At 55.6% G+C, this 21861-nt stretch carries 22 protein-coding genes; 14 read left to right on the top strand and 8 right to left on the bottom strand.

The genetic code is table 11. The features are described 5' to 3' along the window. Window positions 1-51: 51 nt before the first annotated feature. Together ACXAIA_RS07035 and ACXAIA_RS07040 are read right to left on the bottom strand one after the other, a co-directional pair. A complete protein-coding gene (locus ACXAIA_RS07035) occupies window positions 52-561 on the bottom strand; it encodes an N-acetyltransferase family protein (protein ID WP_475348716.1) in 510 nt (169 codons plus the stop codon). Between the two features lie 82 nt (window positions 562-643). Then, entirely contained in the window at window positions 644-2281 is a 1638-nt protein-coding gene (locus ACXAIA_RS07040; protein ID WP_475348717.1) for a sensor domain-containing diguanylate cyclase, read from the bottom strand. Window positions 2282-2572: 291 nt separating this feature from the next. On the opposite strand from ACXAIA_RS07040, the gene ACXAIA_RS07045 reads away from it, so the two are divergent. Together ACXAIA_RS07045 and ACXAIA_RS07050 are read left to right on the top strand one after the other, a co-directional pair. Beyond that, complete coding sequence (locus tag ACXAIA_RS07045) at window positions 2573-3184, top strand: NUDIX domain-containing protein (protein WP_475348718.1); 612 nt, start codon at window positions 2573-2575, stop codon at window positions 3182-3184. Window positions 3185-3322: 138 nt separating this feature from the next. Next, the gene (locus ACXAIA_RS07050; RefSeq protein WP_475348719.1) at window positions 3323-4321 is read left to right on the top strand and encodes a cysteine synthase A; all 999 of its coding nucleotides are present in this window, start codon (window positions 3323-3325) and stop codon (window positions 4319-4321) included. A 64-nt stretch (window positions 4322-4385) separates the two neighbouring features. Here ACXAIA_RS07050 and ACXAIA_RS07055 read toward each other — a convergent pair whose 3' ends face one another. Further along, a complete protein-coding gene (locus tag ACXAIA_RS07055; protein WP_475348720.1) occupies window positions 4386-5765 on the bottom strand; it encodes an MFS transporter in 1380 nt (459 codons plus the stop codon). Window positions 5766-5876: 111 nt separating this feature from the next. Between ACXAIA_RS07055 and ACXAIA_RS07060 the strand changes: the two genes are divergently transcribed. The 4 genes from ACXAIA_RS07060 (at window position 5877) to ACXAIA_RS07075 (ending at window position 9832) form a co-directional block, all read left to right on the top strand. Further along, window positions 5877-6767 (top strand): LysR family transcriptional regulator, encoded by an 891-nt coding sequence (locus tag ACXAIA_RS07060; RefSeq protein ID WP_475348721.1) that lies wholly within the window; start codon window positions 5877-5879, stop codon window positions 6765-6767. A gap of 128 nt (window positions 6768-6895) precedes the next feature. Further along, window positions 6896-7915 (top strand): LLM class flavin-dependent oxidoreductase, encoded by a 1020-nt coding sequence (locus ACXAIA_RS07065; RefSeq protein ID WP_475348722.1) that lies wholly within the window; start codon window positions 6896-6898, stop codon window positions 7913-7915. Window positions 7916-8097: 182 nt separating this feature from the next. Beyond that, window positions 8098-9672, top strand: coding sequence for an L-lactate permease (locus ACXAIA_RS07070; protein WP_475348723.1), 1575 nt, complete (start codon window positions 8098-8100; stop codon window positions 9670-9672). 1 nt (window position 9673) lies between these two features. Further along, window positions 9674-9832: a hypothetical protein gene (locus ACXAIA_RS07075; protein ID WP_167718695.1), complete on the top strand. Its 159-nt coding sequence runs from the start codon at window positions 9674-9676 to the stop codon at window positions 9830-9832. Window positions 9833-9886: 54 nt separating this feature from the next. Here ACXAIA_RS07075 and ACXAIA_RS07080 read toward each other — a convergent pair whose 3' ends face one another. After that, window positions 9887-10519 carry a LysE family translocator gene (locus ACXAIA_RS07080; protein ID WP_475348724.1) on the bottom strand — a complete coding sequence of 211 codons (633 nt, stop codon included), beginning with the start codon at window positions 10517-10519 and terminating at the stop codon, window positions 9887-9889. A 355-nt stretch (window positions 10520-10874) separates the two neighbouring features. Between ACXAIA_RS07080 and ACXAIA_RS07085 the strand changes: the two genes are divergently transcribed. Together ACXAIA_RS07085 and ACXAIA_RS07090 are read left to right on the top strand one after the other, a co-directional pair. Further along, on the top strand, window positions 10875-12515 hold the full coding sequence (locus ACXAIA_RS07085) for an inverse autotransporter beta domain-containing protein (protein WP_475348725.1): 1641 nt from the start codon (window positions 10875-10877) through the stop codon (window positions 12513-12515). 71 nt (window positions 12516-12586) lie between these two features. After that, window positions 12587-13753 (top strand): PA0069 family radical SAM protein, encoded by a 1167-nt coding sequence (locus ACXAIA_RS07090; protein ID WP_475348726.1) that lies wholly within the window; start codon window positions 12587-12589, stop codon window positions 13751-13753. Between the two features lie 48 nt (window positions 13754-13801). On the opposite strand, the gene ACXAIA_RS07095 is transcribed toward ACXAIA_RS07090, so the two are convergent. The 3 genes from ACXAIA_RS07095 to ACXAIA_RS07105 all read right to left on the bottom strand — a co-directional run bounded on the left by ACXAIA_RS07095 (window position 13802) and on the right by ACXAIA_RS07105 (window position 15653). After that, window positions 13802-14080, bottom strand: a complete 279-nt coding sequence (locus ACXAIA_RS07095) for a tyrosyl-tRNA synthetase (protein WP_475347267.1) — start codon at window positions 14078-14080, stop codon at window positions 13802-13804. A gap of 298 nt (window positions 14081-14378) precedes the next feature. Next, window positions 14379-14906 carry a hypothetical protein gene (locus ACXAIA_RS07100; protein ID WP_475348727.1) on the bottom strand — a complete coding sequence of 176 codons (528 nt, stop codon included), beginning with the start codon at window positions 14904-14906 and terminating at the stop codon, window positions 14379-14381. An 87-nt stretch (window positions 14907-14993) separates the two neighbouring features. Beyond that, complete coding sequence (locus tag ACXAIA_RS07105) at window positions 14994-15653, bottom strand: hypothetical protein (protein WP_475348728.1); 660 nt, start codon at window positions 15651-15653, stop codon at window positions 14994-14996. Window positions 15654-15911: 258 nt separating this feature from the next. Here ACXAIA_RS07105 and ACXAIA_RS07110 point away from each other — a divergent pair, with 258 nt between their 5' ends. The 5 genes from ACXAIA_RS07110 to rpmF all read left to right on the top strand — a co-directional run bounded on the left by ACXAIA_RS07110 (window position 15912) and on the right by rpmF (window position 19367). Beyond that, the gene (locus ACXAIA_RS07110) at window positions 15912-16622 is read left to right on the top strand and encodes an alanyl-tRNA editing protein (RefSeq protein WP_475348729.1); all 711 of its coding nucleotides are present in this window, start codon (window positions 15912-15914) and stop codon (window positions 16620-16622) included. Between the two features lie 423 nt (window positions 16623-17045). Next, window positions 17046-17903, top strand: a complete 858-nt coding sequence (gene sseA / locus ACXAIA_RS07115; RefSeq protein ID WP_475348730.1) for a 3-mercaptopyruvate sulfurtransferase — start codon at window positions 17046-17048, stop codon at window positions 17901-17903. A gap of 41 nt (window positions 17904-17944) precedes the next feature. Beyond that, window positions 17945-18463, top strand: a complete 519-nt coding sequence (locus tag ACXAIA_RS07120) for a GNAT family N-acetyltransferase (RefSeq protein ID WP_475348731.1) — start codon at window positions 17945-17947, stop codon at window positions 18461-18463. Beyond that, entirely contained in the window at window positions 18460-19146 is a 687-nt protein-coding gene (locus tag ACXAIA_RS07125) for a GNAT family N-acetyltransferase (RefSeq protein WP_475348732.1), read from the top strand. The genes ACXAIA_RS07120 and ACXAIA_RS07125 overlap by 4 nt, the downstream gene beginning before the upstream one ends. 41 nt (window positions 19147-19187) lie before the next feature. Continuing rightward, entirely contained in the window at window positions 19188-19367 is a 180-nt protein-coding gene (gene rpmF, locus ACXAIA_RS07130) for a 50S ribosomal protein L32 (protein WP_062951864.1), read from the top strand. Window positions 19368-19525: 158 nt separating this feature from the next. On the opposite strand, the gene ACXAIA_RS07135 is transcribed toward rpmF, so the two are convergent. Beyond that, window positions 19526-20482 (bottom strand): threonine ammonia-lyase, encoded by a 957-nt coding sequence (locus ACXAIA_RS07135; RefSeq protein WP_475348733.1) that lies wholly within the window; start codon window positions 20480-20482, stop codon window positions 19526-19528. 168 nt (window positions 20483-20650) lie between these two features. Here ACXAIA_RS07135 and metC point away from each other — a divergent pair, with 168 nt between their 5' ends. After that, on the top strand, window positions 20651-21835 hold the full coding sequence (gene metC / locus ACXAIA_RS07140) for a cystathionine beta-lyase (RefSeq protein WP_475348734.1): 1185 nt from the start codon (window positions 20651-20653) through the stop codon (window positions 21833-21835). The last annotated feature ends 26 nt before the right edge of the window (window positions 21836-21861 follow it).

Below are 21861 nucleotides of genomic sequence, written 5' to 3' on the forward strand. Positions count from 1 at the left end.
CTGGTGCAATTAACGCGATCAATACAGCGATCTGCGCAACATGATTTTACATTAATCTACGCCAACCACCTGACTGCGGCGTTGCAACAGCATCACATCGCGCCAAAGGCCCGCCATCGGCCCATAGCTCATACGCCCCAATCCACGCTTTCGGCCAACCGTTTCAAAGCCCAAGGCGTGATGAAGGGCTAGGCTGGCCTCATTTTCCGGAAAGATACCGGCCTCAAGCGACCAGATACCGTGTTCTTCGCTGGCCTTGATCAGCGCAGCGAGAAGCGCCTTGCCAACGCCCTGCCCTTGGCACACCGGATCGACATAAACCGATATTTCGGCAATACCGCGATAGACGCACCGATTGGAAACGCCCGATAACCCGGCCCAGCCGACAACAGTATCCTCGTCATCACAGGCAACAAGGCGGCATTCCGTCAAATGCCCCTGATCCCAGCTTTCCCAGGTCCCGGGATCTTCCTGAAAGGTGGCGTGGCCGGATTTGATGGCCTGACCATAAATCTCAACAACACGATCAGCATCTGACGGGGTCATGGGACGGATATTCATCAACGCCTCGCTAAGCACATCGCCAAAGCATATTGGCGGCGGTTTGAAACTGTGATGGAGATATTAACCTAGAAACAGCCGATCAGCTATCGGCTTCCTGGCCGGGGAAACGGAAGATCAGTTGATCACGCCCGGCATCTTTGGCGGCATACATTGCGTCATCGGCAATCTTCATGGCCTCTGACAGTTCGATGAATTTTTGGCGCCCCTCGCCACCTACCGTCGCGCCGAAACTTGCCGTCACATGCACGCAGGCCCCGTCACTGCCGTTCTTATCAATCGGCACCTGGATATCGCGGATCATATTGGACAGCCGTTCACCAATGCGCTTGGTGACGGCCGCGGTCGCGGATGGCAACAGGACAGCGAACTCTTCCCCGCCCAGACGGACAACAAGGTCATCATCACGCAGGGCCTGACGCAGGGTGTCTGCGACCTTTTCAAGAACCCGGTCCCCCACCGCATGTCCATGGGTGTCGTTGACCTTCTTGAAGTAATCAAGATCAAGAACAATCAGGCCAAAGACCCAGCTTTTGTTCTTAAGATGGCGGATTTCGCGCAGCCTGCTGACCGCACTTTCAAAGCCCCGCCGGTTAAGGGCACGCGTTAACGCATCGGTGGATGCCAGCGTATCAAGCATCTGCTCCTTGCGTTTGTGATCGGTAATGTCTGTGGCCGACACCATGATGCCGCCATCATCCATCATATTCATGCGAATATCGGCCAAGCGCCCGGAAGGTGTTTGCATCTCGTCAATATTGGCATGGCCATGGCCGTTGCGCATCATTTCAGCACAGCATTCACGCAGGGCCGCGATATCAAATTCCGGCTCGCTGCCATCTGATTTCTCATCGCCAAACAGGCGGGAAAATTCATGATTGAAATGGATGACATCAAGCTTGTCATCAAGCATCGCAACAGCCGATGGCACCATCCGGATGACTTCGGTCACCGCCTGTTCAAGACTTGCCTTGGCGCGCACCAGTTGCTGATGCATTTCGACTTCGTCGCGCACATCATGCGCGGTTGTCAAAATGGCGGGTTTGCCGTCATGCCACAAAATGCGCTCGTCGGTCAGATCGCGCCACACGAAGCTGCCATCATCAAGCACGTCACGCACGCGATGGCGGTCACCGCGTCGTTCACCATTCAGGATCGCTGCCACATGCTTGATGGCACGCGGGCGATTTTCCTCGGGGATGAAGCGCAGAATTTGCGGGTTTTCCATAAATGTGCTGGCATTGTCCGCCCCCATCAGGCGGGCAAAGCTTTCATTCACATAAAGCGCGGTCATGTGGCGATGAACCATCACACCGATAAAAGACCGCCCCAACATATGATCGACCTGCATCGCGGTCGTGCCATTGTCGATCATCTGTGCGGTGGTCAGGACGGCATTTCCGCCTTCCCATTCCACGGTCTCGTCACTGATTTCCATCCAGACCGGGGTGCCGTCGGTACGGATGTTATAAACCTTCTTCCAGCCGTGGAAGCCGCTGCTTTTCTGGAAACTGTCGGAAAGCGTATCCGCCTCGTGATGGAAGCTTGGCGGAATGTACTGGTGCATGTCCGGGTTGCTCATGAAGTCCGAGACATCGCGTCGGCCCAGCATTTTCGCATAGGCATCATTGACATACACAGCTTCAAGATCCTTGTGTACAACAACACCTACGCGTGACCGCCCATACAGACGTGCGATTTCCGTTGGCTCGAACCGCATCAACGTCCTGTATCCCCCAAGACACCTAAACCCTGAATTAAAGCACAGTTATTTGCGACTTGTTTCCGTGCATGCCATATCCAAAAGGTTACACCACTTCTGGTATAATTGGAACCAAGGGATGCCGCCCCTACCCCAATGAAGGAGACCGCCACCCAAAACTCTCATCCTCTCAACCGACAATAGATGCAGTCGCACATACATAAGCATACCAACATATTAAGAACAATGACAAATCAACAGAATAAATCCACAAAAAGCACATCGGCCGGGAGAAATGCTGTGCGCCCTATGGAATTCAAAATAATCGACCGTAAACGCACCTGGGATGGCTATTGCAAGATTGACGTATATCGCCTGCAGCATGACAAGTTTGACGGTACCCAAAGTCCGATTCTCGAACGTGAAATCCTCGAACGCGGCCATGCTGTCGCGGTCCTGCCCTATGACCCGGTCCGTGATGAAGTTGTCCTGATTGAACAGTTCCGGCCCGGCACCATATCGGTAAATGCCAGCAATCCTGATATGCCGGTCTGGCTGACAGAGATCGTGGCAGGGATCATCGAAGACGGCGAAAGCGCAGAAGATGTCGCCCGACGCGAAACCATCGAAGAAGCCGGATGCGAGATCCGGGGCGACCTTGACCTTATTTCGCACTACTACGTCACACCGGGCTGTTCGAGCGAGACCGTTACGTTATATTGCGGCCAGGTCGATGCCAGCAATGTTGGCGGATTGCACGGACTGGCCGAGGAAGGCGAAGACATTCGCGTCTTTACCGTGCCGGCAGAGGAATGTTTTGCCATGTTGCAAAATGGGCAACTCTGCAATGCAATGACGACGATCGCGGTCCAGTGGTTGATGCTTAACCGGGCCCGTTTGCGGCAGAATTCCGGGGTTTGAGTGCGTGGGGATCTTGGGACAAAAGAACCATAATCACACAATATTTACGTGGTATATTTTAAACTGCCTTGACTTTTGTGTGCAAAAAGACCAATCAACAATCAATCTAATTTGAAACCACCATGTTTGGAGTCTGTCATGGACATTCGCAATGGCACCATCGAAGCCATTGGCCGCACCCCGCTCGTGAAGCTTAAAAAGGTTTCCGAGCTGACGGGCTGCACCATTCTTGGCAAGGCGGAATACGCAAACCCGGGCGGATCGGTCAAGGACCGTGCTGCTCTTGCCATCATTCGCGATGCCGAGGCGCGCGGTCTTCTGAAACCGGGCGGCGTTATCGTCGAAGGTACGGCTGGCAATACCGGCATTGGCCTTGCCACTGTTGGCAATGCTTTGGGCTATCGCACCGTGATCGTCATCCCCGAAACCCAGAGCCAGGAAAAGAAAGACCTGCTGCGTCTTCTGGGGGCCGATCTGCGCGAAGTGCCTGCTGTCCCCTATCGCGATGAAAATAACTATGTGCATGTTTCGCGCCGTCTGGCCGAAGAACTTGCGCAGTCCGAACCCAATGGCGCGATCTGGGCCAACCAGTTTGACAACGTCGCCAACCGTCAGGGCCATATTGACACCACCGCCCCGGAAATCTGGGAACAGACGGATGGCAAGGTTGATGGCTTTATCTGTGCGGTTGGCACCGGCGGCACGCTGGCCGGCGTTGCCATGGGCCTTAAGGAGCGCAACAAAAACATCCAGATCGGCCTTGCCGATCCGATGGGTGCAGCGCTTTACAGCCACTACAAGACCGGTGAACTGAAATCCGAAGGCAGCTCGATCTCCGAGGGGATCGGTCAGGGTCGTATCACCGCCAATCTAGAAGGCATTGAAATCGATCACCCCTTCCAGATCTCGGACGAGGAAATGCTGCCGATCGTCTTTGATCTGCTCAAGGAAGAAGGCCTGTGCATGGGCGGTTCGACCGGCATCAACATCGCCGGTGCCGTGCGTCTTGCCCGTGAACTGGGACCGGGCAAAACCATCGTCACTGTTCTCTGTGACCTTGGCACCCGCTATCAGAGCAAGCTCTGGAACCCGGCATTCCTTAAGGAAAAAGGCCTTCCGACGCCTGATTGGCTCTAAGCCCGGCCTACAGCCATTCCAAAAGATAAAACCCCCGTCCAATGTGGCGGGGGTTTTGTTTTGATCAGGCTGTTCTGGCGATCCGGGACCGGGCTTTGGACTCTGATTGGCGTGCAACCTGCGCCGCCCGACCCCAAAGGTAAAGCCCGCAGCAAAGCGCACAGAGCAACAGCGATCCGGCAAAGCCCACCACCGCGTTCCAGCCGCCTTGATCCCAGAACCAGCCACCAACCGATCCCATGATGCTTGATCCCAGATAATAAGCCAGCAGGTAAAGCGATGATGCGTGTCCCTTGGCCGTTTCGGCAAGCCGCCCGACCCAGCCGCTGGCAATCGAATGGGCGACAAAGAACCCGCTGGTCAGGATAACAATCCCGCCAACAATCACCGAAAGGCTATCTGCGACCGTCAAGCCAACACCAAGGGCGGCCAGCATCAAGCCCGCAACCAGCACCGGACCACGGCCTATCTTGTCTGACAACGCACCGGCAATGGATGACGTCACCGACCCACACAGATAAACAACAAAGATCAGGCCAATCTGACTTTGACTGAGCCCATAGGGCGCGTCCGAAAGCCTGAAACCGACATAGTTAAACACGGTCACAAAGCAGCCCATGGCAAAGGCGCCGATCAGGAACACGAATGGCAAGCCAGCATGTTTCAGATGCCCGCCCCAGGCACGCACGTGATACCCCACCTGAAAGCCCGGACGGCGCACGAAGTTGTTCGATGCTGGCAACAGGATTGCAAATCCAAGGGCCGCAACAAGACCAAGGGCGCCCATCGCCCCAAGGGCAACATGCCAACCAAACAGATCGGTCAGGAAGCCAATCACAACACGACCGCTCAGACCCCCGATCGCCGTGCCGCTGATATAGATTCCCATCGCCATGCCAAGACCCTTGGGGTCAATTTCCTCGGCCAGATAGGCCATGGCAACCGCAGGAACCCCGCCCAAAATCAAACCTTCGAGCGCGCGCACCACAAGAAACGCATGCCAGTCAGACAAAAATGGCGCAATCAGGTTCAGAACCGATGCCACACAAATCGAAATCAGCATCAATTGCTTGCGCCCGACGGCCTCGGACACCGCCCCGGCCAGCAAAATGGCAAAGGCGAGAAACCCGGTCGTCAGCGACAGCGCAAGCGAGCTTTCCGCTGGCCCGACACTGAAATGTCCGGCCAGTTCGGGCAAAAGTGGCTGTACACAGTAAATCAGTGAAAAGGTCGCGTAGCCTGCCAGAAACAGTGCAATGCTGATACGGCGAAACGCCCCCGACCCCGGCATGATCCCGACAGGACCATCGGTCTCGGTAACGTTGGTGGACGCGAGTGGGCTGTGCGACCGCGCTTCATGCGACGCATCAGATATCACCGTATCAGCGGCACCTTCAGATATTTCGGACTGTGCTTCCGGGCCATTTTCCCGAGAAACAGGCATTTGCGACCTCGTTTTGAATAATTCGTGGGGTGACGCTTATGATTGCACTCTCGCTCCCATCCGTCCAATATATGGAAGTGTCTTTTGTGATATGTTTTGGATATGACAAATATGGAATTGCGCCACATCCGCTACTTCCTAGCCGTCGCCCGCGAAGGGAACTTTACCCGTGCGGCCGCGCGTATCGGCATCGGGCAACCCCCGCTTAGTCAGCAAATCCGCGATCTGGAACATGAAATTGGCACCGCCCTTTTCCACCGGGTGCCGCACGGCGCCGAACTGACCGAGGCCGGAACGGCATTTCTTGAGGTCGTCGGCCAATTCCCCGATCTGGCAGAGCGCGCCATTCGCGCCGCCCAACGTGCCGGGCGCGGCGAAGTTGGATCCATCCGGGTCGGTTTTACGGCGTCTGCCGCCTTTAGCCCATCTGTCCCACGCGTATTTCGCGATTTCCGCCGCAGTTATCCCGGCGTTGAGATGACGCTTGAAGAAGCCAATTCTGCCCAGCTGGTCGCAGGGCTTAATGATGAACGCCTTGATGCGGTCTTTCTGCGTCAGGATGCCATTGCTGGCGAAGGCATCCGCCTGCATGTGATTTCAAGCGAACCGATGGTGCTTGTTCTGCCCTCTGGCCATCCGGCTGCCCAACGCGAAAAGGTCGCCTTGTCCGAACTTCGTGACGAGGCCCTGATAATGACCCCGCGCGCAGTTGGCCCAACCCATTACGACAAGGTCGTCACCGCCTGTCGCGATGCCGGGTTCGAACCACAAATGGGCCAGATCGCCCCGCAGCTGGGATCGGTGATCAATTTTGTCGCCGCCGAACTTGGCTTTTCACTGGTCCCCAAACCGATGACACAGCTGCAAGCCAAGGGTGTTGCCTATCGCGAGATCGAGGGCGAGGTCCCAATTGCACAACTCTCGCTTGCCTATCGCAGCAACGATATCTCAACCGCCTTGCGCAATTTCGTCAGCCGCACGCTGAGCGCCCATCAGACCTGACGCCGCCAACCAATCTGCCTTCGGGGCTGGCATGGTCAAATTTTCGCGCTAGATTAATGCCAACTGTGAAATCAGGCGCGCCGCAAAACCCATTTCTGCGATGGCCGCGCCAAACCGAAAGTCTGGCTATGCTACGATATTCCCTTCTTGATCTTTGCCCGGTGAATGCGGGCGAACATCCCTCTGACGCGCTGCGCAATACACTGGCGCTTGCGCAACATGCCGAAAAGCTTGGCTATCATCGCTACTGGTTGGCCGAACATCATAATATGCCGGGCATCGCGAGTGCCGCGACCTCTGTTGTCATGGCGCATGTGGCCGCTGGCACAAAAACCATCCGCGTCGGTTCGGGCGGTGTGATGCTACCTAACCATGCGCCGCTTGTGATCGCCGAACAGTTCGGCACTCTTGAGGCACTTCATCCCGGCCGTATTGATCTGGGCATTGGTCGTGCGCCGGGCACGGATCAACGCACCGCCGCAGCCCTGCGCCGTGATATGCATGGCTCCGAAGAACGCTTTATTCAGGATGTCTTGCAGGTTCAGGCATTCCTGGCCCCGCTTGAAGGCAACCCGCCGATCCGTGCTGTGCCGGGTTATGGGTCACAGGTCCCGATGTGGTTACTTGGCAGCAGCCTGTTTTCTGCTGATCTGGCAGCGCGCCTTGGTCTGCCCTTTGCCTTTGCCTCGCACTTTGCACCTGACATGCTGATGGATGCGCTCACCCTTTATCGCAACCGGTTTGAGCCAAGCGAACAGCTTGATAAACCCTATGCGATTGCCGCCATGGGCTTCTTTGCAGCAGATACCGACGAGGAAGGCGAATATCTGGCGACCTCGATGCAGCAGCAGTTCCTGAACCTGCGGCGCGGCACGCCGGGCCAGCTGCCCAAACCGGTCAAGGATATGAACGAGGTCTGGAACCGCGTTGAAAAGGCCGGGGTCGAGCATGCCATGCGCTATGCCGCCATCGGGGGGCGTGACACGGTTCGCAAGAAGCTGCGTGAGTTTTCCTATATGACCAATGCCGACGAAATCATGGTGACCGCCAACATCTATGATCAGGCCGCACGTTTGAAATCCTTTGAAATTGCTGCCGATCTGTTCGGGGAATTGAACGAAAAGTCTGACAATAAAGACTGCGCCTGATCCCCACAGACAGCCGATTTTTTCGCAAGTGCCGGGTTCTTCGTGAATCCGGCATTTGCATTTCATCATACGAAATATCAAATCACACCACTTGCGCTTGCATCATTGCTCGGACAATATGCGCCACCCGTTGAGTCCTTCAACGATAACCCCGTGTTTCAAATGGTTATGGTGCGCCCTTCATGACCGACTTCCTGCTGGCAGCCCTGCCAATTGCGACCATTCTGTTTTTGATGATCAAGGCCAACTGGGGTGCTGCGCGTGCCGGTGCCGCTGCCTGGTTTGTCACGGTTATCCTTGCTGTCTTTTTCTTTGGCGCACCGACCGACATGCTGATCATCGCCCAGGCCAAGGGCGTGATGCTGGCCCTTTATATTCTGTATATCGTTTGGGCGGCCCTGATCCTTTATTTCGCGGCCGAAGAAGCCGGCGCGATCAAGACCATCGGGCGTGCCATTCGATCGCTGACCGATGATCGCCCGCTACAACTTCTGATATTGGGCTATGTCTTTGCCAGCTTCCTTCAGGGCGTTGCAGGCTTTGGCGTTCCGATTGCCGTTGTCGCCCCGCTTCTGCTGGGCATGGGCTTTTCACCCGTGCTGGCCGTTGCCGCCCCGATGATTGGGCATAGCTGGTCGGTTCTGTTTGGCAATATGGCAACCTCGTTCGAGGCACTGATTGGTGTCACAGGTATTCCAGGCACGGAACTGACGCACTATTCCGCAATTCTCCTTGGCCTGTCGGGCTTTATGTGTGGCGCGGCGGTGCTTTGGCTGGATGGTGGGTTCCGTACCATTCGCCGGCGGATCGTGCCGCTGATCCTGATTTCCGGCGTTATGGGTGTCGTGCAGTATTTCATGGCCAATTACGGCGTCTGGACGCTTGGCGGCCTGACTGCCGGGATTGCCGGACTTGTGACCTCGATCATCGTGACGCGGTTCTGGAAACCCCATCCCGATGATGTGGCCGAGCAGATTGTTGATGACCATCACCACATGCCCTTGGTCGAGGCACTGACACCTTATCTGGTCTTTATCGTTCTGGTGACGCTGGCGACCTTTATCCCGGCTGTTGAAATGTTTCTGGGCAAGATCCGCTTCACACTTGATTTCCCGGAAACAGCAACCGCAACCGGTTGGGTGATCGAGGCCGAAAGTGCCAAGGCAATTGCCATCTTTGGCCATCCGGGCGCGCTGTTGCTTTATACCGCCGCCATCAGCTTCACCTTCTTTAAGCTCCGCCGCCACTACGATGACGGGATTGGCAAACGCATCTGGCAACGCACGCTGAAAAGCGGCCTGCCGACCAGCATTGGCATGGTGCCGGTGATCGGCCTTGCCATCATCATGGATCATGCAGGCATGACTTATGCCCTGGCCGAAGGCGGTGCTGCGATCTTTTCCGGTGCCTTTGCCGTCGCCTATCCGGTGATTTCACCGGCCATTGGCGCACTGGGTGCCTTCATGACCGGCAGCACGAACAATTCCAACGTCGTCTTTGGCATGTTCCAACGCCACACCGCCGAACTTTCCGGTCTGTCCACCGCCCTTGTTCTGGCCGCACAGGCAACGGGGGCTTCGCTTGGCAGCATGCTGGCCCCGTCAAAAATCCTGGTGGGGTGTTCAACGGTGGGTCTGTCTGGCAAGGAAGGACCGGTCTTGTCGGTCGTCCTTAAAACCGGTGTCATATTGACCGCACTATGTGGCTTCATGGCGCTGGGCATTCTTTTGATCACGACGATGAACGGGGGCGCATAACATGAAACAGAAACTGTTCAATCCGGTCTTTCTCGTCCTGACCTCGATCATCCTGCCAATCGCCGCCTTTGAGGCACTGGTGACAGACAACATCGCGGCTAGCGATATCCTGTTCGCCCTGTTCTGCGCGATCATGGCGCTGATTGTCGTGCGCAAATAAAATACCCGCCGACCAAACTGGCGACGGGCACTTTTAAAAACCGGGCCAGAAACCTTACGGGCGGAGCGCTGCCAGTTTGACGCCAAAGGCAATGAAGACCGCACCCGTGGTTGCCTTGAGAGCACGCTGAAAACGGCCACTGCCGGCAAAACGCGTGAGACGCGCCAGCAACATGATCATGGCCGCAAACCACGCCGCATTGATCGCCGCATGCAGACAGACCAGCATGAAGGCGGATGTCACCGCCCCCTCACCCACGGGAATGAATTGCGGAAACGCTGCGAGATAAAAGATCGAAACCTTCGGGTTCAGGGCATTGGTCAAAAACCCTTCGCCATAAGCCTTGATCAATGTGCGCTTGCGCTTTGCCGGTGAAACGTCACCAACGGTTTTCACCCCACGCCATGCATCGCGCAACGCCTTGAACCCGACCCAGCAGAGATAGGCCGCACCAAGGAACTTCACAATCATGAAGGCCTGTGCGGACTGCACAAGGATCACGGAAATACCAAGGATCGACAACGTCCCGTGCAGGTAAAACGCACTGACAAATCCGGCAACATTGGCGATCCCCGCCATGCGCCCGGATGTCGGGACGGTCTTGGCAACCAGCACGCCATTGGGTCCCGGCGACATGACAAGCAGTGACGCAACCAATGCAAAACTCAAAACTTGTGACCAATCCATGGGGCGATCCTTTGCAAATGATCAAACGGTACGCATTGCCTGATGACGTTTCGCACCTTGCCTTGACTATATCCCGCCTTGATCAACCAACAAGAAAATCATTGTGGCCATACATTTTCCCTGCCCGGTCCGGTTAGTCCGCCGGGATCAGGAAAATGATAAATTCTTGGAAAATGATAAAGAATAGAAGTGGCCGCCAAGATCAGGCGGCACTACGGTCGTTGCAATAAAAGTCAATATGGCAAAAGCCATGCGACGACGGGGCACGAAACTCCCCACGAGCAAAATCTTCTGATGTCTTGGCAATGTGCCTGCCCCCGCAGGCGCAATGTGAGCACTGCTGACTAGGTTAAACATGCACGTTACCCGATCCATCCGCTCTATCGCCCTTTGCGCCCCCTTCCTACTTGTCTCCACGCTTGGTAACGCCGAAACAGCGCATACGGGACCGAAATGGGGTTCCCATATTGAACTTGAAGGCAAAGGCGGAACGGATCGCAACCTTGGCGAAACCGATCTTTTCATTCCGCTTTGGCAGGATGAGGACACATTGACCTTCACCAGCCTTCGCGCCCGGATGGATGACAATAACAGCCACGAAGGGAACTTCGGTCTTGGCATCCGTCAGATGCTTGAGTCGGAATTGAACATTGGCGGCTATGGGTATTTTGACCGACGCCACAGCCCCTATGGCAACAAATTCAACCAATTGACCTTCGGCGCAGAAGCCCTGTCACTTGATTGGGATTTTCGCGCCAATGCCTATGTCCCGATTGGCACGACACAATACATGGAAGACAGTCTGAGTACTGTTGATGTGAGCGGCACCACCTTGATGTACAATCAAGGTGAAGAACGCGCATTACGCGGCTTTGACGGGGAGATTGGTTGGCGCATTCCGTTATTTGAGGCTGATGCCGGACAGCAACTCCGTGCCTATGCCGGTGGTTATCGCTTTACGGAAGACGGTGTTGATACGGTACAGGGTCCGCGTGGGCGACTGGACCTGACCTTTGATGAAGTTCCTTTTTTTTGGGAAGGATCGCGCTTCTCGCTAGGGGCTGAAATCCAGCATGATAGTCCACGTGGCACACAAGGGTTTGCCAGCTTCCGCCTTCGTATCCCCTTACAAGGTTTTGGCGATGCCCCGAAACCACGCCTGACAGCGATGGAACGACGCATGACCGATCCGATCATCCGCGACATTGACGTGGTCAGTCAGGCCGGACAGTTCTCTGAAGCAAGCGCAATCACCCAAACAGCGGACGGCGAAACGATCACGCTGTTAAACAGCAATTCAACGTCGGCGGGCGATTTTGCCACCGCCATCGCCAATGCAGGCGCCAATTCCACCGTCGTGCTGAGCGGGAACTACACAAATGTCAGTTCCATCACCACTGTTCAGAATGGGCAAACAATTGTCGGCGGCGGGGCACTCGACATCAAAACACCGACAGGGCGTTCGGTTACGGTCACCATTCCTGATTCATCAATCTCGGGCCCGGGTAACAGCGGCGGTGGCAGTGGCGCCGGCCGCTTCTTTGACATGGCCGATAACAGCAGCCTGATTGGCGTGACGGCAAACCTTACCCGGTCATCAAGCTCAACCATCGTGAGAATCGCCAACAAGAAGAATGTCACAATTCGCGACAACAAACTGACAACGACCGTCAGCAGCTCAACTGCATCCACTTTCGATATCGAAGACGGTCAAAATATTACAATTGAAAATAATGACATATCCATAATTGCCAATGGCAGCACTTCTCATTTCCTGGCGATCCGTGGCACCAACTCAAACATCAGCGTCAACGACAACAAGATTTCCACAACAGGGACGGCCGCCACCAAACGTTATATTTTGCTCGCTGGAAGCGTAAATATATCCAACCTGTCTGGTTCAGGTAATACGTCCAACATCACCACGTGTTACATCGGTGGCAGCCTTGGCACCGTTACAGGAACAATCACGACAAGCGGCACCAATTGCCCCTGAGCTGATACTTGGCAAATTTATGCCATCGCCTATGACTTGAATGTTCTTCTTTTGTTCTTTATTGTGTCCGCATGAAGAACAACATTGCACAGACACCCAATAATCCAACCCCTGCCGCCATTTTTGATGATGGATGGTCAAACGCGGGGTGCGACCCGAACATCTTGCCCGCCCGCGGTCAAAAGGGGCGCGGTGCCGTGTCCAATGTTGATGGTCGGTTTGAAAGGCATATTCATCAAGCCGTTGATGATGGCTGGATATCAAACCTGATGGACGATTTGGATGCACCACGTACCAAAACGACGCTCGGCATTGATGGTGCGCGTTCTGTCATCACCCGCAATCAAAGCCCCGATGTCCCGTTTGATCGATCCATCAACCCCTATCGCGGGTGTGAGCATGGCTGTGTCTATTGCTTTGCGCGCCCGACACACGCCTATCTCGGCCTGTCGCCGGGTCTTGATTTTGAAACCCGGCTGTTCTGGAAGCCAGAAGCGGCCCGGCTTTTGCGCAAACAGCTGTCGTCAAAGGCCTATCAGCCCGCCCCGATCGTGATTGGCACCAGCACCGATCCCTATCAGCCGGTCGACCGCGACAAAAAACTGACGCGGTCCATCATCGAAGTCCTGTCAGACTGTCAGCATCCCTTTTCGCTGATCACCAAAAGCGCACTGGTCACCCGCGACATCGACCTGATTGCGCCGATGGCGGCCAAAAACCGGGCATCCGTTGCCGTTTCGGTCACAAGCCTTGATCATCGGTTATCAAACCTTCTTGAACCACGGGCCTCCGCCCCGCATCGACGGCTTGAGGCGATCCGGAAGCTCGCGGATGCCGACATCCCTGTCACCGTCCTGTGTGCGCCGATCATTCCGGGTCTCAATGACATGGAAATCGAAAAGATCGTCGCCGCCTGCAAGCAAGCTGGGGCGCAATCGATTGCCCATATCGTCCTGCGTCTGCCGCTGGAAATAGCCGATCTGTTCGAAGAATGGCTTGAAGCTCATTACCCGGATCGCAAATCCAAGGTGATGTCATTGATCCGTCAGATGCGCGATGGTCAAACCTATCAATCGGAATTTGGCATCCGCATGCGCGGCACCGGTCCGATTGCCGATCTGATCGCCAAACGTTTTGAGATTGCGCGCAAAAAGCATGGCCTGATCAACAGATCGCTCAACCTTGATTCCAGCGGCTTCAAACGCCCCAGCGCGAACGGGCAAATGTCGCTGTTCTGATAAAACCCGCGACATCGCCCGATACCCTCGACTGATATGTCATGGTGATCAATCCGCACGCCGGATCAGCATCGTGCTCTGACCACCAACCGTAAGGCGCAGCACTTCGCCATCATCAAAGGCGTAGCTCAGGATATGGTGATCTGGATCGGTGATCGGCCTGCCTTCGATCCTGACAGCACCGCTTGCGACAAGTTCGCTTGCGGCCATACTGGTATCAGCAAATCCCGCCATCAGAATAAGCGGCACCACACCAATCCCGTCTTTCAGGGCATCGGGCGTAAAATCAAGTGTCGGCATGCGATCGGCAATAGAGATATGGGTCATTTTCCGGTTTCCTTGTTGGTGAAGCCACCTCGGGCAAACCGGTTCATGGAAAAAACAAAGGCCGCCCTGGGGCAGCCGGTCTTGGTTTATTTTACAAACATCAACAGGCGCCGCGCTATGTGCACGACGTAAAATAGGCGTTCTGATGTGTAACAATGTTTTCCATGCTTTTATGCATATGGCGCTTTTTTGGTTTGGTCAAGCCGCTTGTTACACCCGCCCTACCAAAGCAAAACACCCGCCAGAAAACTGGCGGGTGCGATCAAAGATCAATGTCTGAGCGGATCAGCGAAATGGCTTAGCTGACCACGCGATAGCGTGCATGGGCTGCCGGTTCGCTGATGATGGCCGGATCAATCAAGGCATCAATCGCTTCCTGTGCCTCGCTGGCAGCCACCCCTTCGCGGTCCTTGGCCGTCACATTGCCACCTTCCGAAAGCGCTCTGGCGCGTGCACTTTCAAAGAAGCGCAGACCACGTTTTTCCATGACATAAAGGGTTTCACCACCCCATTGCCCGGTCCAGACAAGCCCCGAAAGACCTTCCATTTCGCGCTCAATCCGGGTCGGTGAAATCGGCATGCCAAGGCAGGTGGTCAGAAGGAAGGAAAGCTCAGCTGCGGTAACACCATCTTCGCAGCATTCATCGGCCAGAACCGACATCACGGCCATGGTCACAACCCGAAGCGAAACCTTGTCGGTCTCAAGCCCCGGGAAACGGTTCTGTTGAAGTTCGACGATGTCATTGGCGATACGGTCCACATCCCCCCGGATGACATACCGTCCGCGCCACACCCGACAGCTGCTTCTGACTTCCCACTCGCTCATGATACTGGTCCCACCCGCTTTGTTTGTCCCTGCAAAAAAAGATACAACAACCATACATTTCGTCAATATCTTTTTCGACTATTTGTATTATTTTCTACACTCTTCGCGAAACCACTGGAAGCCATCGCTTGCAACGGTATATCCGTCTTCGTTTTCGACCTCTTCCAGATAGCCCCGCGCCACCGCAGCATGGAAATCGCGACTGAAATTACGCGGCATCCGCAGATGATTCTGGCGACGCAGCAACCGGCGCACATCGCCGCGCGTGACAAAACTTCTGCCATCGCGATATTGCAGCCAGATCGCGGCCAGCAAAATCGTCTCGGCGAACCCCCGCGGCTGCAAACGCGCCACCAGATCGCCGAAGCTGCCAACAAATCCGGTAATAAACATGCCAGGATCGACGACGTCCGAAAGTACTGCGCCACCGGCATTACCCGGCACAGACTGCCCCGCTCCTATCACAGGCTCACCGCCTGCATTATCAGTAACACCGTCATTTCCCGACCGACCGCCTCCATCATGTGCCCGCACGGCGACATCAGCATGCTCCGCACCACGCACGCCACCAGAAAGGCCCTGCGCAGCACCCTGTTTTGCGCCCGCGATCATACTTGCCCCTGCGGGCGCCTGCCCGAACAGGGCGGCCATCACCACAGGTAAACGCGCCGGCGGGATCGCACATTCGAGATCCACCGGCCCGAAGTCCCCTTCACCGGAAAGTTTGACATGAATGACGGCTGGCACGGCTGCTGTACTCCTGAATTTCACGGCACCAATACCATACACTTCGTATATATTTCAACATAAATCTAATATTTATGTATAATTTCATACATTCCAGTTTGAAGGAGACCAGCAACTTTGGCCTCGACAACGGCTTGGCACCCGCCGCACCATGAGCGGAACAAACCGGCCCCTGCACGCACGCCAGCCCCCATCAAGGCATTCGCGCAATGGTCGGAGAAATCAAGAACGCCACCACACGGGAAGGAAGAAAGAAACATGACACGTCTTTTGTTTCGTGAAGACGCCTATGCACAGAATTGCACCGCCACCGTCACCAACATTTCAGATCGCGGCATCGAGCTTGATCAGACGGTGTTTTATGCCACCGCCGGCGGACAGTCGGGTGATATCGGCACACTGACACTTGCCGATGGCACGACCTTGCCGGTCGCAACCACGGTCAAGGACCGCGAAACCGGACGCATCCTGCATATCATTGCCGATGACCATCCCCTGCCAGCAGTCGGTGACGCCGTCACGGCCGAGCTTGATTGGGACAACCGTCACAAGCTGATGCGGTTTCACACCTGTCTGCACCTTCTTTGCGCCGTGATCGAGGGCGATGTCACTGGCGGCAACATTGCCGCGCACAAGGCACGCCTTGATTTCAACCTGCCGGATGCGACGCTGGACAAGGATGAAATCACTGAAAAGCTTAACGAGCTGATCGCGCGCAATGCCGATGTCTATGACGGAGAAATCACGGTCGCAGAGCTTAAAGCCAATCCGGAACTGGTGCGCACCATGTCCGTACAGCCGCCGATGGACGGCCATTCGATCCGGACCGTGACCATCGAAGGCATTGATTTCCAACCGTGCGGCGGCACGCATGTCCGCAAAACCGGCGAAATCGGCAAGGTCGCGGTATCCAAGATCGAAAAGAAAGGCCGTCAGAACCGCCGGATCAATGTCGTGTTTGCTGACTAGCGCCTGATGCCTGTGCAATGCGGATGCCCAGCATGCGCATTGCCAGCCGGTTGCCAGTAAAGCGCAGGACCGTTACAAATTTAGACTGAAACTCAGGACCAATTTAAAATGATCCCGGACCAACTAGGGTCCCGACCCATTAATTTGGTATCAATGGTTCATCTGATTTGTGCGGATACGCGAAGTAAAACTGTAGACAGATATTCATCTTTCAAGGTTTTACGACAAAGTAGACCGTGCAAATCAGATGAATCCGAAGGACAGACGTTATATTTGCAAACTCCCGCGTCAAACCCCTTGAACGGGGGTCACCCCGGCCTGCGGCATTTTCCTTGGATTTCACAAATATAACGTCTGCCATTGACATCAAATTAATGGGTCGTGACCCTAGAAATACCCACCATTGCCAATCGGAGCTTGTCCATGACCAACCCACTTTCCGATGCCCTTGTTTCCACAGAGTGGCTTGCGGATCACCTTGATGCACCGGACGTGCGCGTCGTTGATGCCAGCTGGTACATGCCAGCCGAAAACAAGAATGCCCGTGACTTCTATGACGCAGAACATATTCCGGGCGCGGTTTTCTTTGATATCGATGATATCGCCGCCGACGATAGCGCGCCACTGCCGCACATGATGCCTGATGCAATCAAGTTTTCCGCCAAGGTCCGCAAGCTCGGCCTTGGTGATGGTGTGCGTGTGGTGGTTTACGGCCAACAGGGTTCCGCCCTTGCGGCGTGTCGCGCATGGTGGATGCTGCGCCATTTTGGTCATCACGATGTGGTTGTACTTGATGGTGGCCTGCCGAAATGGCTTGCCGAGGGACGCCCGGTTACCGATGCCCCGACCCCGCCGCGCGAACGCCACTTCACCGCACGCGCCAACAGCTTCCTGCTCCGTGAATTTGATCAGGTTTTCTCGAACGTCAAAACCAGGCGTGAACAGCTGGTCGATGCCCGCGCAGGCGAACGTTTCCGCGGTGACGTCGATGATCCCTGGGGCAAATCAGGCCACGTTCCGGGCTCCTATAACCTGCCCTTTACCGAACTTCTGAACGCTGATGGCACCTTCAAGTCCGCCGCCGAGATCAAGGCGGCATTTGATGAGGCCGGTGTGGACCTTAACAAACCGGTGGTCGCAAGCTGCGGGTCTGGCGTAACCGCGTGTGTTCTTGCCATGGGGGCTTATATTTCGGGCTATAAGCAGGTCGCGGTCTATGACGGCTCCTGGGCGGAATGGGCCACCACCGAAGACAGCCCTGTTGAAACCGGCCCGGCCTAAGGCCGGTCTGATCGCGCAAGTTACTTGATATGAAAAACCCGATGCCCGCCCCATCTACCTTTGGTCAGGAACTGGCCAGCCAAACCGCCGATGGCGCCGGCATCAACCTTGAGCAGCTTAAGGCACCCTCGCCTGAAGACATCGCCGCAATCACCCGGCTTTGGATCGCAACCGGCCTGATCCCCGCCATTCGTGATGCCAGACAGGATATCGAAAACTGCATTTCGGCCGATAATGGCAGCCTGATCGTCGCCCGCATGCCTGGTGATCAGCAAATCTTTGCGACCATGATGACCGGCCACGACACTGTTTTTGGCTGGATTCATTATCTGGCGATTGCCGAACACGCCCAAGGGTCCGGCATTGGCAGTGAACTGGTGGCATTGGCCGAGGATATCCTGCGCCTTTCAGGGCTGAGTGAGATCCGGGTTACCATTGAAAATGCCGCAGCGGGTGATTTTTACGCCAAACTCGGCTATGACTTTATTGGAAGCGTCACCGATCAGGATCACCCTGATTCGCCCCAAAACAAAATAATGCGCAAGAGTTTAGTCCAATGACCCCATCCAATCCGCGCAAGCTGGAAGTTGTCGTCAGCTTCCTTGAAATGCAAAGTCCGCCTGATCGTGCGCCGGCCATCGTCCCGCCGGGCAAGGTCGCGATCATCCGCGCCGAAGAACCGACCCTGTCGTTTTATCGCTACCTTTATAATACGGTCGGCGAACCGTGGCTGTGGTGGCAACGCCGCCTGATGAGTGACGATGAACTGGCACCGATCCTGGCCAAGCCTGAAACACATGTCTATGTGCTCTATGTTGCCGGTGTCCCGGCCGGCTTTGCCGAGCTTGATCTGTCGGATCTTGAAACCGATAACGTCATTGATCTGCATTACATGGGCCTGATGCCGGAATTCATCGGCAAGGGCTATGGCAAATATCTGCTGGATTGGGCGATTGATACCGCCTGGAGCTTCAAGCCCGCCCGCCTGACGGTCAATACCTGCACACTTGATCATCCAAGTGCACTTGGGGCTTATCAAAAGGCAGGTTTTGCGATATACGACCAGCGAACCGATATTGTTGACGATCCGCGTGATACCGGGCTGATCCCGCATATCGATCATCATGTTGATCATGATGGTCATCCTGCAAGCGATGCGCCCGAACGTAAAAGTGACAGTGAAAATGCAAATAATGCAGATTCCGACACTTTGATCGTTGACTTTCCCGACCGCGCACGGTAACAAGCGCGCCTGAGTTTACCCAAGCCAGAGGATGATGACCCATGGCAGTGCCAAAGAAAAAAGTGACCAAGTCCCGTCAGGGCATGCGTCGCTCGCATGACAAGCTCGCCAAGGGCTCGTACCGCGAAGACAAAGAGACCGGCGAACTGCATCGCCCGCACCACATTGACCTGAACACCGGTATGTACCGTGGTCGTCAGGTGGTCGAGCCGAAGATGTAATTCCGCACCGGAGAGCTTTTTGCTCTTTGGCGGTTTGCGACGCTATATATTTCCGCGCCAGTCCGATTGAACTGGCGTCTGGTTTAAAAAGGGATGAAACCGTTTGGTTTCATCCCTTTTTATTTATCCCTGTTATTTACCCCCGCCTGGTGCTGGGCTTATTCAAATCCATCCGTGCCGGTCCCGCACACGATCACACCGACCCGCCCCGGGGCCTCATCACCCAAACGGTCATTCATGACCGCAGCAATGCCGGCTGCTGCCGACAGCTCGACCGACAGACCGAACTCTTTCCAAAGCCATTTGGCCGCCTTTTGCATTTCCTCGTCACTGACAAGCGCAATGCGATCAACATTCTTGGCAATCAGGTCAACATTGAGTGCTGATGACTGACGCGGTGCCAGACTGGTGGCCGCCGAATTCACACTGGGCAAGGTGACCACTTCACTGGCCTTAAGGCTTTCAAACAGGGTTGGCGCCCCGTTCGGCTCCACACCGATGACCCGGATTGAAGGGCGCAACAGACGAGCTGCTGTCGCAACACCGGCCACCAACCCGCCGCCGCCGATCGCGACAACCAGCGTATCAAGGTCGGGTTGCTGCTCGAAAAGCTCCAGCGCAATGGTGCCCTGCCCCGCGATCACCTTGGGGTCGGCAAACGGATGGATATAGGCCATGCCGCTTTCCCGTGCGTGCTCCATCGCCGCCCGATTGGCGTCATCCCAGACAGCCCCGATCAGCGCCACATCAACACCCTGATCGCGCAGCTTTTTGACCTTGGGCTTTGGTGTGTTGGTCGGCAGGAAGATTTTCACCGGCACAGCAAGGGTGCGGGCCGCATGGATCACACCCATGCCATGATTACCGCCTGAGGCGGTACAAAGCCCAGATGCTCGTTGCTCAGGCTCAAGCGCCAGTGCCGCGTTCATTGCCCCACGTGCCTTGAACGATCCACTGACCTGCATGTTTTCAAGCTTAAGGAACATTTCGGGGATGCGGTCACGGGCGACAAACGCCGATCTGTCACCAAAATTGCTGGCCGTAAAAACCGGCGTCTGCCGGACATGATCGGAAATAGCACGACGTGCGTTACGAAAATCCTGAAGATCGATCACAAGGCCCCCTTGATGTTTTCTTGGTCTTTGTTCGCGGTTATCGCCCGTAAGAAATAACCTGATAACCGGGTTTAACAATGGCTTTGTCGCAAAAAGCCTTGAATGCCTGCCGCCAAGGTGGTTTGTCTTTGAAGCACAAGACGTCGCGCCCAAGGAGTACCGCCAGACATGTCATCGCAAAGCCCCAAACATACCGAAACCAAACTGGTCCATGCTGGCCGCCGTTCCAGCCAGTATCACGGCGTGGTCAACCCACCGGTTCTGCATGCCTCGACCATCCTGTTTGACAGCCTGGCAGAGCTTGAAAAAGCCGGTGCATCAGCACCTGGCAAGGTCACCTATGGCCGCCACGGCACGCCGACGCGCTTTCTGCTTGAAGAAGCCGTTGCCGAACTTGAAGGCGGTTTTGGCACACTTTGCGTTTCATCGGGCGTCTCGGCCATCACCAATGCGATCTTGGCTTTTGTAAAGCCGGGCGATCATATTCTGATCACCGACAGCACCTATTTCCCGACTCGCAACCTGTGCAATACCTTCCTCAAGAAATTCGGGGTCGAGACGGAATACTATGATCCGGCGATTGGCGGCGACATTGCCGGCCTTATTCGTGACAACACTGCCCTTGTCTGGTGTGAAAGCCCGGGCTCGCTGACCTTTGAAATGCAGGACATCCCGGCCATTGCCAAGGCCGCCCACGCGCACGACGTCAAGGTCCTGCTTGATAACACCTGGGCATCGCCAATCCTGTGCCGCCCGTTTGAACTCGGTGTTGATGTCTCGGTTCAGGCCGGCACCAAATACATCGTCGGTCATTCCGATGTGATGCTGGGCACCATCACGACGGCGAATGAGGAAGACCTTCTCACCATCAAAAAGCAGGTCCTGATTTCAGGCGATGCGGTTGGGCCAGATGATTGCTACCTCGCCCAGCGTGGCCTGCGCACCCTTGCCGTGCGGCTTAAACAGCACCACGAAAGCGGGCTTAAGGTCGCGCAATGGCTGCAAACCCGCCCGGAAGTCAAACGCGTCCTGCATCCGGGTTTGCCCGACGATCCGGGCCATGCCATCTGGAAACGCGACTTCTCGGGTGCGTGCGGTCTGTTTTCCTTTGTCATGGAACCGGTCGACAAAGCCCAGCTCGCCAATATGGTCGATCATATGGAGCTGTTTGGCATGGGCTTTAGCTGGGGCGGCTTTGAAAGCCTGATCCTGCCATCCGACCCGACCAAAATCCGCACCGCCACCAAATGGGACGAAGACGGCCAATTGATCCGCCTGCATATCGGCCTTGAAGACGCAGATGACCTGATTTCCGATTTGGAAGCCGGGTTTGAGCGCCTGAAAACGGCCTGAGGCCTCGATAAATCAGCTTGGAATAA

The sequence above is a fragment of the Thalassospira sp. ABL2_045 genome, assembly GCF_056161285.1.

Coding starts and splice junctions, on each gene's coding strand:
- ACXAIA_RS07120 (WP_475348731.1), top strand. CDS start 17,945: ATGCCCGCCCCATCTACCTTTGGTCAGGAACTGGCCAGCCAAACCGCC.
- sseA (WP_475348730.1), top strand. CDS start 17,046: ATGACCAACCCACTTTCCGATGCCCTTGTTTCCACAGAGTGGCTTGCG.
- ACXAIA_RS07085 (WP_475348725.1), top strand. CDS start 10,875: ATGCACGTTACCCGATCCATCCGCTCTATCGCCCTTTGCGCCCCCTTC.
- ACXAIA_RS07070 (WP_475348723.1), top strand. CDS start 8,098: ATGACCGACTTCCTGCTGGCAGCCCTGCCAATTGCGACCATTCTGTTT.
- ACXAIA_RS07050 (WP_475348719.1), top strand. CDS start 3,323: ATGGACATTCGCAATGGCACCATCGAAGCCATTGGCCGCACCCCGCTC.
- ACXAIA_RS07065 (WP_475348722.1), top strand. CDS start 6,896: ATGCTACGATATTCCCTTCTTGATCTTTGCCCGGTGAATGCGGGCGAA.
- ACXAIA_RS07035 (WP_475348716.1), bottom strand. CDS start 561: ATGAATATCCGTCCCATGACCCCGTCAGATGCTGATCGTGTTGTTGAG.
- ACXAIA_RS07100 (WP_475348727.1), bottom strand. CDS start 14,906: ATGAGCGAGTGGGAAGTCAGAAGCAGCTGTCGGGTGTGGCGCGGACGG.
- ACXAIA_RS07055 (WP_475348720.1), bottom strand. CDS start 5,765: ATGCCTGTTTCTCGGGAAAATGGCCCGGAAGCACAGTCCGAAATATCT.
- ACXAIA_RS07060 (WP_475348721.1), top strand. CDS start 5,877: ATGGAATTGCGCCACATCCGCTACTTCCTAGCCGTCGCCCGCGAAGGG.
- ACXAIA_RS07040 (WP_475348717.1), bottom strand. CDS start 2,281: ATGCGGTTCGAGCCAACGGAAATCGCACGTCTGTATGGGCGGTCACGC.
- ACXAIA_RS07080 (WP_475348724.1), bottom strand. CDS start 10,519: ATGGATTGGTCACAAGTTTTGAGTTTTGCATTGGTTGCGTCACTGCTT.
- ACXAIA_RS07045 (WP_475348718.1), top strand. CDS start 2,573: ATGGAATTCAAAATAATCGACCGTAAACGCACCTGGGATGGCTATTGC.
- rpmF (WP_062951864.1), top strand. CDS start 19,188: ATGGCAGTGCCAAAGAAAAAAGTGACCAAGTCCCGTCAGGGCATGCGT.
- ACXAIA_RS07095 (WP_475347267.1), bottom strand. CDS start 14,080: ATGACCCATATCTCTATTGCCGATCGCATGCCGACACTTGATTTTACG.
- metC (WP_475348734.1), top strand. CDS start 20,651: ATGTCATCGCAAAGCCCCAAACATACCGAAACCAAACTGGTCCATGCT.
- ACXAIA_RS07075 (WP_167718695.1), top strand. CDS start 9,674: ATGAAACAGAAACTGTTCAATCCGGTCTTTCTCGTCCTGACCTCGATC.
- ACXAIA_RS07090 (WP_475348726.1), top strand. CDS start 12,587: ATGAAGAACAACATTGCACAGACACCCAATAATCCAACCCCTGCCGCC.
- ACXAIA_RS07110 (WP_475348729.1), top strand. CDS start 15,912: ATGACACGTCTTTTGTTTCGTGAAGACGCCTATGCACAGAATTGCACC.
- ACXAIA_RS07125 (WP_475348732.1), top strand. CDS start 18,460: ATGACCCCATCCAATCCGCGCAAGCTGGAAGTTGTCGTCAGCTTCCTT.